General features: G+C 60.3%; 16 protein-coding genes. 10 read left to right on the forward strand and 6 right to left on the reverse strand.

Translation table 11 applies throughout. From position 1 onward, the window contains the following. The first annotated feature begins 1 nt into the window (after position 1). A complete protein-coding gene (gene maiA, locus JMV15_RS00990) occupies positions 2 to 637 on the forward strand; it encodes a maleylacetoacetate isomerase (RefSeq protein ID WP_038449014.1) in 636 nt (211 codons plus the stop codon). A gap of 253 nt (positions 638 to 890) precedes the next feature. Continuing rightward, a complete protein-coding gene (locus tag JMV15_RS00995) occupies positions 891 to 2,222 on the forward strand; it encodes an MFS transporter (RefSeq protein WP_014717046.1) in 1,332 nt (443 codons plus the stop codon). Here JMV15_RS00995 and JMV15_RS01000 read toward each other — a convergent pair. Further along, a complete protein-coding gene (locus tag JMV15_RS01000; protein ID WP_020301219.1) occupies positions 2,208 to 3,011 on the reverse strand; it encodes a SirB1 family protein in 804 nt (267 codons plus the stop codon). The genes JMV15_RS00995 and JMV15_RS01000 overlap by 15 nt on opposite strands. A gap of 187 nt (positions 3,012 to 3,198) precedes the next feature. Here JMV15_RS01000 and JMV15_RS01005 point away from each other — a divergent pair, with 187 nt between their 5' ends. Next, positions 3,199 to 4,218 (forward strand): Glu/Leu/Phe/Val dehydrogenase family protein, encoded by a 1,020-nt coding sequence (locus JMV15_RS01005; protein ID WP_014717048.1) that lies wholly within the window; start codon positions 3,199 to 3,201, stop codon positions 4,216 to 4,218. 55 nt (positions 4,219 to 4,273) lie between these two features. Here the strand turns inward: JMV15_RS01005 and JMV15_RS01010 are convergent, their stop codons facing one another. Then, complete coding sequence (locus JMV15_RS01010) at positions 4,274 to 4,534, reverse strand: YebG family protein (protein ID WP_003188807.1); 261 nt, start codon at positions 4,532 to 4,534, stop codon at positions 4,274 to 4,276. 420 nt (positions 4,535 to 4,954) lie between these two features. Here JMV15_RS01010 and JMV15_RS01015 point away from each other — a divergent pair, with 420 nt between their 5' ends. The 4 genes from JMV15_RS01015 (at position 4,955) to JMV15_RS01030 (ending at position 6,457) form a co-directional block, all read left to right on the forward strand. Beyond that, the gene (locus tag JMV15_RS01015) at positions 4,955 to 5,200 is read left to right on the forward strand and encodes a DUF6124 family protein (protein ID WP_014717049.1); all 246 of its coding nucleotides are present in this window, start codon (positions 4,955 to 4,957) and stop codon (positions 5,198 to 5,200) included. 151 nt (positions 5,201 to 5,351) lie between these two features. After that, positions 5,352 to 5,540 carry a type II toxin-antitoxin system RelB family antitoxin gene (relB, locus tag JMV15_RS01020; protein ID WP_014717050.1) on the forward strand — a complete coding sequence of 63 codons (189 nt, stop codon included), beginning with the start codon at positions 5,352 to 5,354 and terminating at the stop codon, positions 5,538 to 5,540. Then, a complete protein-coding gene (locus JMV15_RS01025) occupies positions 5,530 to 5,799 on the forward strand; it encodes a type II toxin-antitoxin system RelE/ParE family toxin (RefSeq protein WP_081088256.1) in 270 nt (89 codons plus the stop codon). The genes relB and JMV15_RS01025 overlap by 11 nt, the downstream gene beginning before the upstream one ends. A 169-nt stretch (positions 5,800 to 5,968) precedes the next feature. Continuing rightward, positions 5,969 to 6,457, forward strand: coding sequence for a phosphate-starvation-inducible protein PsiE (locus tag JMV15_RS01030; RefSeq protein ID WP_014717052.1), 489 nt, complete (start codon positions 5,969 to 5,971; stop codon positions 6,455 to 6,457). Here JMV15_RS01030 and JMV15_RS01035 read toward each other — a convergent pair. From JMV15_RS01035 to JMV15_RS01045, 3 genes are all read right to left on the reverse strand, one after another. Further along, a complete protein-coding gene (locus JMV15_RS01035) occupies positions 6,454 to 6,771 on the reverse strand; it encodes a DUF3509 domain-containing protein (RefSeq protein WP_014717053.1) in 318 nt (105 codons plus the stop codon). The two genes, JMV15_RS01030 and JMV15_RS01035, sit on opposite strands and share 4 nt — an antisense overlap. Positions 6,772 to 7,036: 265 nt before the next feature. Continuing rightward, a complete protein-coding gene (locus JMV15_RS01040) occupies positions 7,037 to 8,326 on the reverse strand; it encodes a serine/threonine transporter (protein WP_014717054.1) in 1,290 nt (429 codons plus the stop codon). A 61-nt stretch (positions 8,327 to 8,387) separates the two neighbouring features. Next, the gene (locus JMV15_RS01045; RefSeq protein ID WP_014717055.1) at positions 8,388 to 9,764 is read right to left on the reverse strand and encodes an L-serine ammonia-lyase; all 1,377 of its coding nucleotides are present in this window, start codon (positions 9,762 to 9,764) and stop codon (positions 8,388 to 8,390) included. A gap of 137 nt (positions 9,765 to 9,901) precedes the next feature. Here JMV15_RS01045 and JMV15_RS01050 point away from each other — a divergent pair, with 137 nt between their 5' ends. Together JMV15_RS01050 and JMV15_RS01055 are read left to right on the forward strand one after the other, a co-directional pair. After that, a complete protein-coding gene (locus JMV15_RS01050; RefSeq protein ID WP_014717056.1) occupies positions 9,902 to 10,849 on the forward strand; it encodes a LysR substrate-binding domain-containing protein in 948 nt (315 codons plus the stop codon). Positions 10,850 to 11,062: 213 nt separating this feature from the next. After that, positions 11,063 to 11,473, forward strand: coding sequence for an HPF/RaiA family ribosome-associated protein (locus JMV15_RS01055; RefSeq protein ID WP_003188815.1), 411 nt, complete (start codon positions 11,063 to 11,065; stop codon positions 11,471 to 11,473). 56 nt (positions 11,474 to 11,529) lie between these two features. On the opposite strand, the gene JMV15_RS01060 is transcribed toward JMV15_RS01055, so the two are convergent. Continuing rightward, on the reverse strand, positions 11,530 to 13,041 hold the full coding sequence (locus JMV15_RS01060) for an MFS transporter (RefSeq protein ID WP_019817649.1): 1,512 nt from the start codon (positions 13,039 to 13,041) through the stop codon (positions 11,530 to 11,532). A 104-nt stretch (positions 13,042 to 13,145) separates the two neighbouring features. On the opposite strand from JMV15_RS01060, the gene JMV15_RS01065 reads away from it, so the two are divergent. Then, complete coding sequence (locus JMV15_RS01065; protein WP_038449017.1) at positions 13,146 to 14,018, forward strand: LysR family transcriptional regulator; 873 nt, start codon at positions 13,146 to 13,148, stop codon at positions 14,016 to 14,018. The last annotated feature ends 42 nt before the right edge of the window (positions 14,019 to 14,060 follow it).

Here is a 14,060-nt window from a genome sequence, read left to right on the forward strand (position 1 = left end):
CATGGAACTCTATACTTACTACCGTTCTACCGCGTCGTATCGAGTACGTATTGCCCTGGCCCTCAAAGGCCTGGATTTCACCGCGCTGCCGGTCAACCTGCTGGTGCCGGCAGGCGGCGCCAACCGCCAGCCTGAATACCTGGCGATCAACCCCCAAGGGCGGGTGCCGGCACTGCGTACTGATGAAGGGGCGTTGCTGATCCAGTCACAGGCGATCATTGAGTACCTGGAGGAGCGTTATCCCCAGGTGCCGTTGCTCTCCAAAGACCTGGTAGCGCGCGCTCATGAGCGGGCGGTGGCGTCGATCATCGCCTGTGATATCCACCCGTTGCATAACTCCAGTACCCAGAACTTGCTGCGTAAATGGGGGCACGATGAGGCGCAATTGCTGGAGTGGACCGGACACTGGATTAGCCAGGGCCTGGGCGCGGTGGAGCAGTTGATTGGCGACACCGGGTTTTGCTTTGGCGAGCAGCCGGGCTTGGCCGATGCGTTTCTAATTCCACAGCTGTACGCGGCCGAGCGTTTCAAGGTGCCCTTGGCGGCGTACCCACGCATTGGGCGGGTGGCGGCATTGGCGGCCCAACATCCGGCCTTCGTGCAGGCCCACCCCGCCAGTCAGCCTGACACACCCTAGGCCCCCTGTGGGAGGGGGGGAAGCCCCAATGCCGTTCAGTTAAGCGAGCGCAATGCTCACAGCCATGAAGATCAAATGTGGGAGCTGGCTTGCCTGCGAAAGCGTTAGTGCAGTGGCAGATGCGGTGACTGTCACACCGCCTTCGCGGGCAAGCCCGCTCCCACAGGGGATTCGCGCTTAACTGACTGGCATTGGGGTAAACCCCTCCCACATTTGATCGCACCAACCTAATAAAAAATAAAGGTACCTTGCGATGCACAATCAGATTGCCAGCTTTCGTGCGGCACTCGACGCCCGTCCGGTGTCGCGCTACCAATGGTTGATTCTCCTGCTGCTGGCACTGCTACTGGTCACCGATGGCTACGACGCCCAGGTGTTGGGCTATGTAGTGCCGGCGCTGGCTCAGGACTGGGGCCTGGAAAAATCCGCGTTTGGCCCCGTGTTCAGCGCCAACCTGCTGGGCCTCACCCTCGGCTCGCTGTTGGTGACGCCGCTGGCGGATCGGTTTGGCGTGCGACGTATCCTGCTGGCATGCGTGCTGATCTACGCCAGCCTCACGGTATTGATGGTGTTCGCCAATTCCCTGACCACGTTGATGGCGGCGCGTTTTATCTGCGGCATCGGCATGGGCGGTGCGATGCCCAGTGCCATGGCGTTGATGTCAGAGTATTCGCCGCCACGCCTGCGCACCTTGATGGTGACCCTGGCCGCCTGTGGCTTTTCGTTCGGCGGCGCGGCGGGTGGCTTCGTGGCGGCGGGGTTTATCGACAGCTTTGGCTGGCAGGCGGTGTTCCTGGCCGGCGGTGTGACGCCGTTGCTGCTGTTCCCGTTCCTGGTGTGGCTGTTGCCCGAATCCTTGCCGCGCCTGTTGCGCGATGCGCCGCCCTATCTGCGTTTGCGCAGAGTCACGGCGCGGATGCTGCCCGACTGGCAGCCACCGCCCGCGACCGAAGCGGAAAACTTGAAGGAGCAAGGCAGCAAACTGACGGTAGTGGAGCTGTTTCGCAACGGCTACGCGCGCCCGACGCTGCTGATCTGGGCGACTTTTTTCGTCAGCCTGATCCTGCTGTATTTCATGATCAGTTGGTTGCCGTCGCTATTGCTCGAAAGCGGCCTGGCGTTGAACGAAGCCAACCTGGTCACCTCCATGTTCCTGTTCGCCGGCACCTTGGGCGCCATTCTCATGGCCTGGTTTGCCGACCGCCTGAAAAGCAAAGTACGGTTGCTGTCCGGCGTGCTGGCGGCGGCAGCGTTGTGCACCGTCCTGCTGGGCTTGAACCACGACAACCCACGCTACCTGGTGGCCTGCGTGTTCGCTGCCGGGTTCTGCATCATCGGCGGGCAACTGACCCTCAATGCCTTTGCGAGCAACTTCTACCCGGCGCACGTGCGCGCCACCGGTACGGGCTGGGCGTTGGGGGTGGGGCGGTTCGGGTCGATTCTAGGGCCGCTGTTTGGCAGCCTGTTGTTGGCGATGCATATACCGGTCGAGCAGATTTTCTTTTTTTGCGCGATTCCGGCGGTGATTGCAGCGTTGCTGATTATTCAAGTGCGGGCTCCTACAGTGGGGTCAGTGCACCACTGAGTTGGGCGGCAGATGCCCCAGCCGCTCGGTCAGGCGCAAGCGCTGGATCGGGTCGTCGCTGAGCAGCAGCGCGTGTTCCAGGTCGAAACGTTCGGCGCTGGGGCAGTCCAGGCGTTGATACAGGCTGGCCCGCGCCAGGTAGTCGGAGGCGCTGGCGTTGCCCAGTTCCAGTACGCGCTCGGCGTCCACCAGGGCGGCCAACGGTTCGTCGTTGGCAAGGTAGAGTTGGCGCAGGTTGCGCGACAGCCGTTGCAGGATGGCCCGTGGCTCGGCGGTCAGCAGGTGGTCGGCCTGCAATTTCAGCTTCGACCCATATTGGCGCGCCAGCAACTCCCGGCAGTCGTTGGGGTACAGGCGCCGGCCGCCGCAAGGGTCCAACAGGTGATCGGCTCCCGGTACCCGCAGCAGGAAGTGCCCAGGGAAGTTCACGCCGACCATGGGGATATCCAGGCGCCGTGCCATCTCCAGTGCGATCAGGCCCATGGCCAAGGGTTGCCCGCGTTTGCGTTGCAGCACTTTGTCCAGCAGCGCGGCGGCGGGGCGCAACGGCGTATGGTCATCCTGGGCAAACCCCAGGTCATTCATGCGCCGCAGTAGCGGCTGGCCGAGTTCATCCGCCGGTAGCAAGGGCATGCCCAGGCTCACCTGTTGTTGTAGCGCACCAAGGTCGTGCAGGATCAACGCGGGCTGCACGCTGGCGTCATGCTCGGCAGCAATCCACAACGCGGCTTCAAACAGCGCGGGGGGTGAACGGTCCAGGCAGGCGAAAAAGGCTGTGCGGGGATTCATTGAGTTCTCCGGCGTATGCCCCCGTTTTAGCCTTGCTGCGAATTTTCGTCCAGCATCTTGAGAGATATCCCAAACTCTTATGTCGTAGATCCCACGAAAACGCGCGGCTTATTCCAGCGCAATCCAGCAGTTTTCTGCCGCAAGCCTATACTTGGCCCACTACCAGAAGTGATTCGGGAGCTCATTGATGTTTGCGCTCATGCACAGCACCCGCCTTGAATCGCTGCACCTGAGCGTTGATCCGGTGACCGGCTTGAAGGCGATCATCGCCATCCACAACAGTCGCCTGGGCCCAGCGTTGGGTGGCTGTCGTTACCTGGCTTACCCTAATGATGAAACCGCCGTGGCCGATGCCGCGCGCCTGGCGCAAGGCATGAGCTACAAAGCGGCACTGGCCGGGCTGCCGGTGGGCGGCGGCACGGCGGTGATCATCCGCCCCGTGCACGTGGAAAGCCGTGCGGCGCTGTTCGAGGCGTTTGGCCGTTGTGTGGAAAAACTCGACGGCCGCTTCATCACCTCGATCGACAGCGGTACCTCGGTTGCCGACATGGACTGCATCGCCCAGAACACTCGCTTTGTCACCAGCACCACCGCCGCCGGAGACCCTGCCCCTCATGCTGCCATGGGGGTGTTTGCCGGTATCCGCACTACCGCCATGGCGCGCCTGGGCAGCGACAACCTCGAGGGCCTGCGCGTCGCGGTGCAAGGCCTGGGGAATGTCGGTTATGCCCTGGCCGAACAATTGCACGCAGCCGGTGCCGAACTGCTGGTCAGCGATATCGACCACGGCAAGGTGCAACTGGCCATGGAGCAACTGGGCGCCCACCCGATTGCCAACGACGCCTTGCTCAGCACCCCCTGCGATATCCTCGCACCGTGCGGCGTCGGCGCCGTGTTCAACCGTAACAGCGTCGGCCAGTTGCGTTGCGCCGCCGTGGCGGGTGCGGCCAGCGCACAACTGACCAACCTGGACATCGCCGACCAATTGGAAGGCCGCGGCATCCTCTACGCGCCAGACTACGTGATCAACTCTGGCGGGCTGATCTACGTCGCCCTCAAACACGCCGGCACCGACCTGCCTGGCATCACCGCACACCTGTCGAACATCGGCAGCCGCCTGACCGAAATCTTTGCCCACGCCCAAGCCGAAAAACGCTCCCCCGCGCGGGTGGCCGATGAACTGGCCGAACGCTTGCTGTACAAATAGGCCAGGCATTAAAAAGGCCTTGAATCCATGATTCAGGGCCTGTTCAATTCGGGCTTTACTCTGCTGCCGGGTTCAGCAACTCGGACAGCGCGTCCGGTTGGCTCTTGAACGCCTTGGCAAATACATCACGGTTCTTCGCCATGTAAATCCCGGCTTCCTCCACCTGCTGCTCGCTCAACGACGGCACGGCTTTTTGCAACACCTCTGCCAGCAACTCAGCGAGTTCAAGCATCTTGTCATGACGGTCAGCTTCGGCTTTATCCATGAACAAACGCTCCAGATCTCGGCTGCTGCGGTATACCACTTCGACGGCCATTCACCACCTCACATGCCTTCACGATAGTTGTCTTTTGCGAATACTGTATTTATATACAGCGAAAAGGATAAGCCAAACGCTGGGGTTTGGGTAGTAGGTTTTTAATGTAGTTGGGAAATTGGGGTTTGCTACACCGGAAATTTCTGACAACTTGCCGGGGTTGCGCTGGAATTGTCCGGTGGCTTACCTTCTTCGGGCGCTGCATTTGCAGCGAGCGGGCTTGGCGGCCCACCAAGGAAGCGCAACGACCCCCTATGAGATTGCTGGGTTTTTACACGGCACTCTTGTTTTTATGGCGGGTTGCGCATGGACCCTTCGGGGTGCCGGGTTGTTCCTTACCGGTCCGCCAACCTTGTGCAATCCGTCACCCAATCTGCTTGGCGGCAGACGGTGATGGTTTCTTAACTAAGGAACTAGTCGATGAAGAAACACACACCCACCCCCCCGTCTACCGAGTCAGTGCTTTTCAGTGTCACTCCTGAAGCTGATACAGAAACCTTGCTGGCAAACGCCAGCGAAACCTTGAACAGCGCCCGTGAGATGGCCAGTACCCTGGCATTCGACCTTGATGGTCCACAGCGAAGCTTGGTCCTGGCGATTCATCAACTGATTGAAATGGGCGGTCTGCTGGTCGATCGAGCGCTGGAGCAAATTGCACCAGCTTGATGCCATGATCTGATCGTTCCCACGCCTGTGGGGACGGTCTAAAAAGTGATTGGTGAACACGGATTTTTTCTGTTACTCACTTCATCGCCGGGAGCACGACAGCGAAAACGCTAGCGACTAGACTCCTTTTACATCAACAACGGAGGCTTTTATGGACACTTCCTTTTCCTCAGGTATCCAAGCAGATATCGAAGAGCAGGCTGACAGCTACGACCGCTGGTTTCGCGCGAGAGTGCAGGCCGCTCTTGATGACCCAAGCCCTGGCATTCCTCACGACGAGGTGATGGCCGAGATGCAAGCGCTGATCGAATCTAAACTCAAGAAAGGCGATGCTGATTGAGTGGTCGCCCGCAGCGCGGGTAGAACTCCGGCAAATTATTGAGTACCTCAGTCATCGTAATCCTGTAGCAGCGCTTGAGCTTAAGCGATCAATCGAAGCTTCAGTGCTTGCCCTCTCGCGCAGACCCCATCTTTACCGCCCCGGCAGAATCGGCGGAACACGAGAGATGGTGGTACATCCGAATTATCTGGTTGTATACAAAGTGACAGACAATATTCGGATTCTCTCGGTTTTACACGCACGCCAGCGATATCCTTGAAGTTTTCGTTTTTCGGATGAGCAAAAGATCTACTCTGCTCATCCTCCTGCGTGCCTCATGCTAGCCAGTCATCATCTCATGCCTGCCCTCTGGCCTTGTTTCTGCATACAGAACAACCGTCACGTCCACCCCGCATTATCCGGTCGAGCCGACCTAAGGAAGCATCATCGTGAAAATCAATTGGGCCGAAAGGCTGCGTCAGCAAGTACATGGGCTGGCCGAGTCGTTGGGTAATCTGTTTGTCGAGTCGTTCCATTACCTGGCGCTGTTCGCCATTGGTGCGGTGACCGCCTGGGCAGCGGTGATGGAGTTCTTGGGGATGCTGGAGAATGGGCACATCAAGATCGATGACATCTTGCTGCTGTTCATCTACCTGGAATTGGGCGCCATGGTCGGGATTTACTTCAAGACCAACCACATGCCGGTGCGCTTCCTGATCTACGTGGCGATTACCGCGCTCACGCGTTTGCTGATCTCCAACGTGTCTCATCACAACCCGCCGGATCTGGGCATCATCTACCTGTGCGGCGGGATTCTACTGTTGGCGTTTGCGATCCTGGTGGTGCGCTACGCGTCGTCTGCCTTTCCTTCGGTGAAGGTCGAAAGCCCGCGTCGCAAGGGCGAGGCGAGCCTTGAGACCGAGAAAGGCGAGCTTTAAAGCCCCACGCTGAAGGGCAGGGTGCGGGCGGGCGGTCGCTGCAGGAGTTTGTGGCTGTCGCCGTCCGTCATCAGCTCCAGGATTTCCACGGCGCTGTGGCCCTGTTCGATGGCGATGCCGAACTGGATGCTTTGCACCAGGCGCCTGAGGCGCTGCGGGTCGTTGCGTTGTTCGGCGCTGATCATGCGCTTGGCCACTACGCCGGTCTCGTTCGAGAGGGTGAGCATGATGCTGCCGTCCAGCCGTTGAATGCTCAGGTTGACGCGGTATTGGGGGCTGAACGTGTCGGTGATGATCTGAAAAGGATTGTCCATGGTGCGTTACCGCCTGATAAGAACATGCAGTCATTGACGGCCGGTGTCGGGATTAGTTCGCATTGCCTGACCACTGGCCAAATTCCGTTTTCCTCAAAAGCTCTACAGCAAAGGCCGTGCCGTACAGCGATTTACCCGGCACAGAAATCCAAATGTGGGAGCGGGCTTGCCTGCGATTGCGGTGTATCAGCCAATCAATAGTTGGCTGAATGATCGCTATCGCGGGCAAGCCCGCTCCCACATTGGATGTATGTCGTGAGCTAATTCAGGGCATTACGGAAAAAACGATCGCAGACAGCGCAATCAGGCCGATGACCACCACAAATACATTCGATACCTGACCTGAATACTGGCGCAAAGATGGCACGCGGCGAATCGCGTACATCGGCATCAGGAACAGCAGGCACGCGATGATCGGTCCGCCCATGGTTTCGATCATGCCCAGGATGCTCGGGTTGAAGGTGGCCACGGCCCAGCACGTCAGCACCATGAACAACGCGGTGCAGCGTTCCAGCCATTTCGCCGACATCGAACGGTTGCGCCCGCGCAGGGATTTGACGATCAAGCCTTGGAAGCCTTCGCTGGCACCAATGTAGTGGCCCAGGAAGGATTTGGTGATCGCCACCAGCGCGATCAACGGTGCGGCGTAGGCAATCACCGGCGTCTGGAAGTGGTTGGCCAGGTACGACAGGATCGAGATGTTCTGCGCCTTGGCAGCGGCCAGGTCAGCCGGTGACAGCGCCAGCACGCAGCTGAAGCAGAAGAACATCACGGTCAGCACCATCATGCCGTGGGCGGTGGCCAGGATGCCGCTGCTTTTGCGCTCGGCCTGGGCGCCATAGACGCGTTTCTGGTCCACGGCAAAGGCGGAGATGATCGGCGAATGGTTGAACGAGAACACCATTACCGGGATCGCCAGCCACAGCGTCTTGAAGAACAGCGGCAACGGCATGCCTTCGCTGGCCGAGGCGAAGAACGCGCCGTTCCAGTTGGGAATCAGGCTGAACGCCAGCAGCAGCAAGGCGGCCACGAAGGGGTACACCAGCACGCTCATGGCCTTGACGATCACGCCCTGGCCGCAACGCACGATGGCCATCAGGCCGAGGATCAGCACCAGCGACAGAATCGCCCGTGGCGGCGGCGCCATGTGCAATTGGTGCTCCATGAAACTGCCGAGGGTGTTGGTCAGCGCCACGCTGTACACCAGCAGGATCGGGAAGATCGCAAAGAAATACAGCAGGGTGATCAGCTTGCCGGCGCCGACACCAAAGTGTTCCTCGACCACTTCGGTGATGTCGCCGGATTTGCCCGACAGCACAAAGCGCGTCAGCCCACGGTGGGCGAAGAAGGTCATCGGAAATGCCAGCAATGCCAGCACGATCAGCGGCCAGAAGCCGCCGACGCCGGCATTGATCGGCAGGAACAGGGTGCCCGCGCCGATGGCGGTGCCATAGAGGCCGAGCATCCAGGTGGTGTCGTGTTTGGTCCAGCCGGTGGTTACTGTGCTTTCTCTGACATCGGGATTTTCGGCAGCAGGTGTACGTACATCAGTCATCGGTATTGCCTCGTTATTATTTTTGCGCGGGCTCACGTTGGGGCGGGTAGCAGTGCTCCGATCAGCACTCCACCCAGCTGACCGCCAGGCCGCCCCGTGAAGTTTCTTTGTATTTGTCATGCATATCGGCGCCGGTATCGCGCATGGTGCGGATGACCCGGTCGAGGGAGATGAAGTGTTTGCCGTCGCCGCGCAGGGCCATCTGCGTGGCGTTGATCGCCTTGACCGCCGCAATGGCATTGCGCTCGATGCAGGGCACCTGTACCAGGCCACCGACCGGGTCGCAGGTCAGGCCGAGGTTGTGTTCCAGGCCGATTTCGGCGGCGTTTTCCAGTTGCTCCGGGGTGGCACCGAGGATATCGGCCAGGCCGGCAGCGGCCATGGCACAGGCCGAACCCACTTCGCCCTGGCAGCCGACTTCGGCGCCGGAGATGGAAGCGTTTTTCTTGCAGAGGATGCCGATGGCAGCGGCGGCCAGGAAGAAATTGACCACGTCGTCGTCAGACGCGTCGGCGTTGAATTTCATGTAGTAATGCAGCACTGCCGGGATAATTCCGGCCGCGCCATTGGTCGGGGCGGTGACCATGCGTCCGCCGGCGGCGTTTTCTTCGTTGACGGCGAGGGCGAACAGGTTGACCCATTCCATCGCCGACAAGGTCGAGGTGATCACGTTGGGCTTGCCGATTTCCAACAGGCTGCGGTGCAGCTTCGCGGCGCGACGGGGTACATCCAGGCCACCGGGCAGGATGCCTTCATCGCGCAGGCCCTGTTCCACGCACTCGCGCATCACCGACCAGATATGCAGCAGGCCGCTGCGGATTTCTTCGTCGCTGCGCCACGCCCGTTCGTTGGCCATCATCAGTTCGGATACCCGCAGGCCGTGCTTGTTGCACAAGGCCAACAGTTCTACGGCACTGGAAAAGTCGTAGGGCAATTGCACGTCGCTGGTCGGCGCAATGCCTGATGCAGCTTCGGCGGCTTCGATGATGAAACCACCGCCCACCGAGTAATAGGTTTGTTCGCTCAGCAGGCCGCTGTCGCCATAGGCGTGCAAGGACATGGCGTTGGGGTGGTACGGCAGGCTTTCGTCCAGCAGCAGCAAGTCGGTGTGCCAGTTGAAAGCAATTGCCTGAGAGCCCGCCAGCAGCAATTGGCCGGACTCGCGCAGTTGCTGGATACGCGCATTGATCGAGGTGGGGTCGACGCGGTCTGGCCATTCACCCATCAAGCCCATGACACAGGCGCGGTCGGTGGCATGGCCGACACCGGTAGCGGACAGCGAGCCATACAGGCGCACTTCGACGCGACGGGTTTGGCTGAGCACATGCTGGTCGGTCAGGGCTTGGGCGAACGTCGCGGCAGCGCGCATCGGGCCGACGGTGTGGGAACTGGATGGGCCGATGCCCACCTTGAATAGATCGAAAACACTGATAGCCATGCTAAAGCCTTACAAGCAATGGAGTAGAAATCGCTGCCATGTTTTGTAGAGCAGGCGGAATTGGCGCGATACTGAGCCTCTGGCTCGGCACTGACCAACGAATTATCCTAAGACACCCTTTAGCAGGACTAAACGCTATGACTCGCCCCCTCCACGGCCAGACCTATGTCTGGTTGCATGTGTTTTCCTGCGCCGCACGGCATCTGTCGTTCACCCGCTGCGCCGAAGAACTGCACATCACGCCCGGAGCGGTGAGCCAGCAAATTCGCCAACTGGAGGAGCGCCTGGGCTTTCGACTGTTTCATCGGCGTGCGCGAGGCGTTGAACTCAGCGCCGAGGGGCAGCGCCTGGCGGCCGTGGTGGGGGAGGCTTATGGCAGCATTGATGCCGAACTGCAGCGCCTGGACGCCGGGATGATCAGCGGCACCTTGCGCCTGCGTTCGATCCCCTCGTTTCTGGGCAAGTGGCTGACCCCGCGTCTGCCACGTTTTCAGCAGCGTTTTCCGGACATTCAACTGCGCATGGTCGCCGAAGACAGCAGCATCGCCCTGCATGAAGGCGACTTCGACCTGGCCATCGACCTGAACGACGGCAGCTACCCTGGGTTGTTATCCACAGCCCTGTTGGATGAACAGATATTCCCGGTGTGCGCCCCCAGCCTGTTGCGTGGCCGCCCGCCCTTGCATGGCCCGGCGGATTTGGCGCATTTCCCGCTGCTGCACGACATCACGGCCTGGCGTGGGAGTTATGAATATGCCGAGTGGGAGTTTTACCTCAATGCCATCGGCTACCACGGTGCCGACGTACGGCGCGGGCACACCTTCAACCGCAACCACTTGACCATCGAAGCCGCCATTGCCGGCATGGGCGTAGCGATTGCGCGGCGCACCTTGCTGAACGATGAGCTGGAGCGCGGCACCCTGATCGTGCCGTTCGGCCTGGCGGTGCCCAACCATAAACGCTATGTACTGCTGTATGCGCCGGGCGCGTTGAACCATCCGGGCGTGCGTGCGGTGCATGATTGGCTGGTGGAGGAAGCGGGGATTTTTCGCAGCTTGCACCCGTTGGGAGAGGAGCAATTGTGAGGAAAACAGGACGTAAGAAGTTGTAACTAACTCCCCACCCTACCAGCGTTTTTGCTCGTCGTCAGGGTTAATTTGTAATGTAGGATTTATCTTTGCAAAGGGGTTGAAATGTTTCAGCAGGTGCTCAATTGTGTAATCAAGAGGTCATGGTTTCACCACCCCGGTGTTGCAGTTTGTGACCTCTGGCGAGCTAGCTGAAATAAGGGAAGAACTATGCAAATCCAAGTCAATAGCGATAACCATATTGAAAGCAGCATCCGACTGGAGGAGTGGGTACGTACTACCATTGAGAGCACGCTCGAACGCTACGAAGAAGACCTGACCCGTGTAGAGGTCTACCTGCGAGACGAGAACGGCGACAAGCCCGGCCCTCACGATTTGAGTTGCCGTCTGGAAGCACGGCCAAAGGGCCATCAACCAGTTTCCGTGTGCCATAAAGCCGATACGCTGGAGCAAGCGATCGATGGCGCCGCAGTCAAGCTCGACCACGCACTGGAACATCTGTTTGGCAAACTGCAAGGCAAGCCGCGCGCTGCCGGTAAAAACCAGCCAATCAACAAAGTGAACGAAGACGCTTTGGAAGAGGAATTCCTGGAAAACGAAAACGCTGCTATTAACGGCTGATTGTTTTTTTATTCCCCCACTGAAAACGGGCCTGCACATGCAGGCCCGTTTTTCGTTCAGCGCTCACGCCGGAAGAAATGCCGGCTCAGCATCGCCAGCCCGCAGGCGCCCAACCCCGCAAACAACATGGCCCAGCCGGCGCCGCTGCGCAGCGCTGTTTGCGCATCCTGAACGGTCAGCCCCGGCGCATCCAGCTTGCCGGCGGCAATATGCTGGCTGAGTCTTGTCCACTCCAGTGTTGTGCTGTCAGGCAGCACGTGGGCCAGGTTGTGGCTGATCCCCAACAACAGCACCAGGCCCATCAGCGCGATATTGAGCGCGAGGGTGATCAGCCGTGCGCTGAAGTCGATGCCCGAGGCCATGCCTGCGCGGTCATTCGAGACGGAGCCGGTGGTGGTGTTGGTGGTCGGCGAATTGGTCAACGCCAGCCCGATACCGGCGATCACGCAACTGAGCAGCACCAGCGCGGTGCTGGGTTGTCCGGCGTAATTAACGGCGGCCATCCCCATGAACCCTGCGCCCATTGTCCCCAGGCCCAGGGGAATGATGCGTTCGGCGCCAAAGCGCAGGGCCAGGCGTTCGGCCAGCGGCGGCACCAGCAAAGTGGGCAAGGTGTAGGCGAGCAAGGCGGCGCCGGTGGTCAGCGTGTCGTAACCCAGGCCTGCCTGGAAGTACAACGGCAGGTAAATCATGAACGGCCAGAAGCTGAAGTTCATGCCGATCGAGCCCATCAACGCGCCATTGAAGCGTTGGATGCGGAACACCGAGAAGTCGAACATCGGATGGGCGCTGCGCCGCTCAATCAAGATAAACAGCAGCAGCCCGAAGACCGCCAGGCCGCCCCAGCCGAGCATCGCCGGCGCGCCAAAGCCGATTTCGCTGCCCTGGGTGATGAAATAAACCAGCGCAAACACCGTGAGTGTCATGGTCAGCATGCCGGCGATGTCGAGGCGATGGTTGGCCGGGTCGCGGGATTCCTGCACGCTGATGTGCAACAACGCCAAGGTGAACAGGGTCAGCGGTACATGCACCAGGAACACCCAGCGCCAGTCCGCCACGGCCAGGATCAAGGCTCCCACCATCGGTCCGAAACCCAGGCCCACGCCAGCGATCACGCCCCATATCGCAAAGGCCCGCGCACGCGTTGCCGGTTCGCGGAACTGATGGGACAAGATCGCGAACTGGCAAATCATCATGGCCCCGGCCCCAATGCCCTGGACGAACCGCGCCGCGATCAGTGTCGGCGCATCGTTGGCCAAGCCACAGGCCAGTGAGGCCAGGGCGAATACCCACAGACACACCACCAGCACACGCCGACGACCGAAGCGATCCGCCAGGGTCCCCGCCGCCATCAGCACGCTGGTGCAGGCCAGGGTGTAGGCATTCATGATCCATTGGGCGTCTTGAAAGCCCGTGCCCAGTTCCTGTTCCAGCGTCGGCAGGATGACCGGCACGCTGGAGATTTCCAGGCCGAACATCAGGGCCACCAGGCAGACGGCGGTGAGGGCCAGGCCGTTTCTGGCGGTGCGCGGGGGAGTGAGGGCCGAGAGTGCGGCGGCGCGGGACATACGACATTCCTTTCGAAAGCGGGAGGGGCTATTCTCTCGGGAATCAGGTTCTTTATTGGCGATAACTTTTCCATAGACAAGGGAATACAAGGCGACAATTAAGCATGGCTACCCCACGTTTTGATGGTGTCGAACTCTTTCTGCAGATTGTTGAAAGCGGCAACCTCACCGAAGCCGCCGAACGCCTGAACCTCACGCGTTCTGCGGTGGGCAAGGGCCTGGCGCGCCTGGAAGCACGCCTGGGCACTTGCCTGTTACAGCGTTCCACCCGGCGCCAGCGGTTGACCGAGGACGGGCAGGCGTACTACGAGCATTGCCTGCGCGCATTGGCAGAGCTGGAGGCCGCCGAGTCCGTGCTGGAAAGCGGCCGCCAGCAACCTCGGGGGCGTTTGAGAGTGAGCGTGCCCCTGGCGTTTGGTCATCACTATGCCGCGCCGGCGTTATGGGCTTTGCTGGATCGTTATCCGGAACTGGAAATCGACATTTGTTTTTCCGACCGCATGATCGACTTGGTGCAGGAAGGCTTCGATATGGCCGTGCGCATCGGCCCGTTGCCCGACACCGACCGCCTGAGTGCACGGCGCCTGGGTCAGCAGGTCATGGGGCTGGCAGCGTCGCCTGCGTATTTGCAGCGCAAGGGTGCTATTGGCAGTATCGAAGACTTGGCCGCTCATCGTGGCATTGCCTACCGCAGCAACACCGCGCAGCGCTCGCGCCTGGCTTCGCCCTTGATCGTGGACGACCTCCAGGCGGTAGCCGATGCCGCTATCGCGGGCGTGGGCCTGGCCTGGTTGCCGAGTTGGTTGATTGCCCACTATGCGCTGCGCGGGCAGTTGCAGGCCGTGCTGCCCAGCTACCGTGAGCAACCTGCGCCGATCCATGTGATCTGGCCGACGGCGGCGCATATGCCGGCCAAGACGCGGTGTGCCATTGACGCGTTGGTGGCCGCCACCCCCAGTTGCCTGGCGGGTAGCTAGCCCCATTCAATCCTAAACACACCGACAATCAACTGTGGGAGG

This window comes from Pseudomonas paracarnis, from assembly GCF_904063055.1.
Lineage (GTDB): Bacteria > Pseudomonadota > Gammaproteobacteria > Pseudomonadales > Pseudomonadaceae > Aquipseudomonas > Aquipseudomonas paracarnis.

Coding starts and splice junctions, on each gene's coding strand:
- maiA (WP_038449014.1), top strand. CDS start 2: ATGGAACTCTATACTTACTACCGTTCTACCGCGTCGTATCGAGTACGT.
- JMV15_RS00995 (WP_014717046.1), top strand. CDS start 891: ATGCACAATCAGATTGCCAGCTTTCGTGCGGCACTCGACGCCCGTCCG.
- JMV15_RS01000 (WP_020301219.1), bottom strand. CDS start 3,011: ATGAATCCCCGCACAGCCTTTTTCGCCTGCCTGGACCGTTCACCCCCC.
- JMV15_RS01005 (WP_014717048.1), top strand. CDS start 3,199: ATGTTTGCGCTCATGCACAGCACCCGCCTTGAATCGCTGCACCTGAGC.
- JMV15_RS01010 (WP_003188807.1), bottom strand. CDS start 4,534: ATGGCCGTCGAAGTGGTATACCGCAGCAGCCGAGATCTGGAGCGTTTG.
- JMV15_RS01015 (WP_014717049.1), top strand. CDS start 4,955: ATGAAGAAACACACACCCACCCCCCCGTCTACCGAGTCAGTGCTTTTC.
- relB (WP_014717050.1), top strand. CDS start 5,352: ATGGACACTTCCTTTTCCTCAGGTATCCAAGCAGATATCGAAGAGCAG.
- JMV15_RS01025 (WP_081088256.1), top strand. CDS start 5,530: ATGCTGATTGAGTGGTCGCCCGCAGCGCGGGTAGAACTCCGGCAAATT.
- JMV15_RS01035 (WP_014717053.1), bottom strand. CDS start 6,771: ATGGACAATCCTTTTCAGATCATCACCGACACGTTCAGCCCCCAATAC.
- JMV15_RS01040 (WP_014717054.1), bottom strand. CDS start 8,326: ATGACTGATGTACGTACACCTGCTGCCGAAAATCCCGATGTCAGAGAA.
- JMV15_RS01045 (WP_014717055.1), bottom strand. CDS start 9,764: ATGGCTATCAGTGTTTTCGATCTATTCAAGGTGGGCATCGGCCCATCC.
- JMV15_RS01050 (WP_014717056.1), top strand. CDS start 9,902: ATGACTCGCCCCCTCCACGGCCAGACCTATGTCTGGTTGCATGTGTTT.
- JMV15_RS01055 (WP_003188815.1), top strand. CDS start 11,063: ATGCAAATCCAAGTCAATAGCGATAACCATATTGAAAGCAGCATCCGA.
- JMV15_RS01060 (WP_019817649.1), bottom strand. CDS start 13,041: ATGTCCCGCGCCGCCGCACTCTCGGCCCTCACTCCCCCGCGCACCGCC.
- JMV15_RS01065 (WP_038449017.1), top strand. CDS start 13,146: ATGGCTACCCCACGTTTTGATGGTGTCGAACTCTTTCTGCAGATTGTT.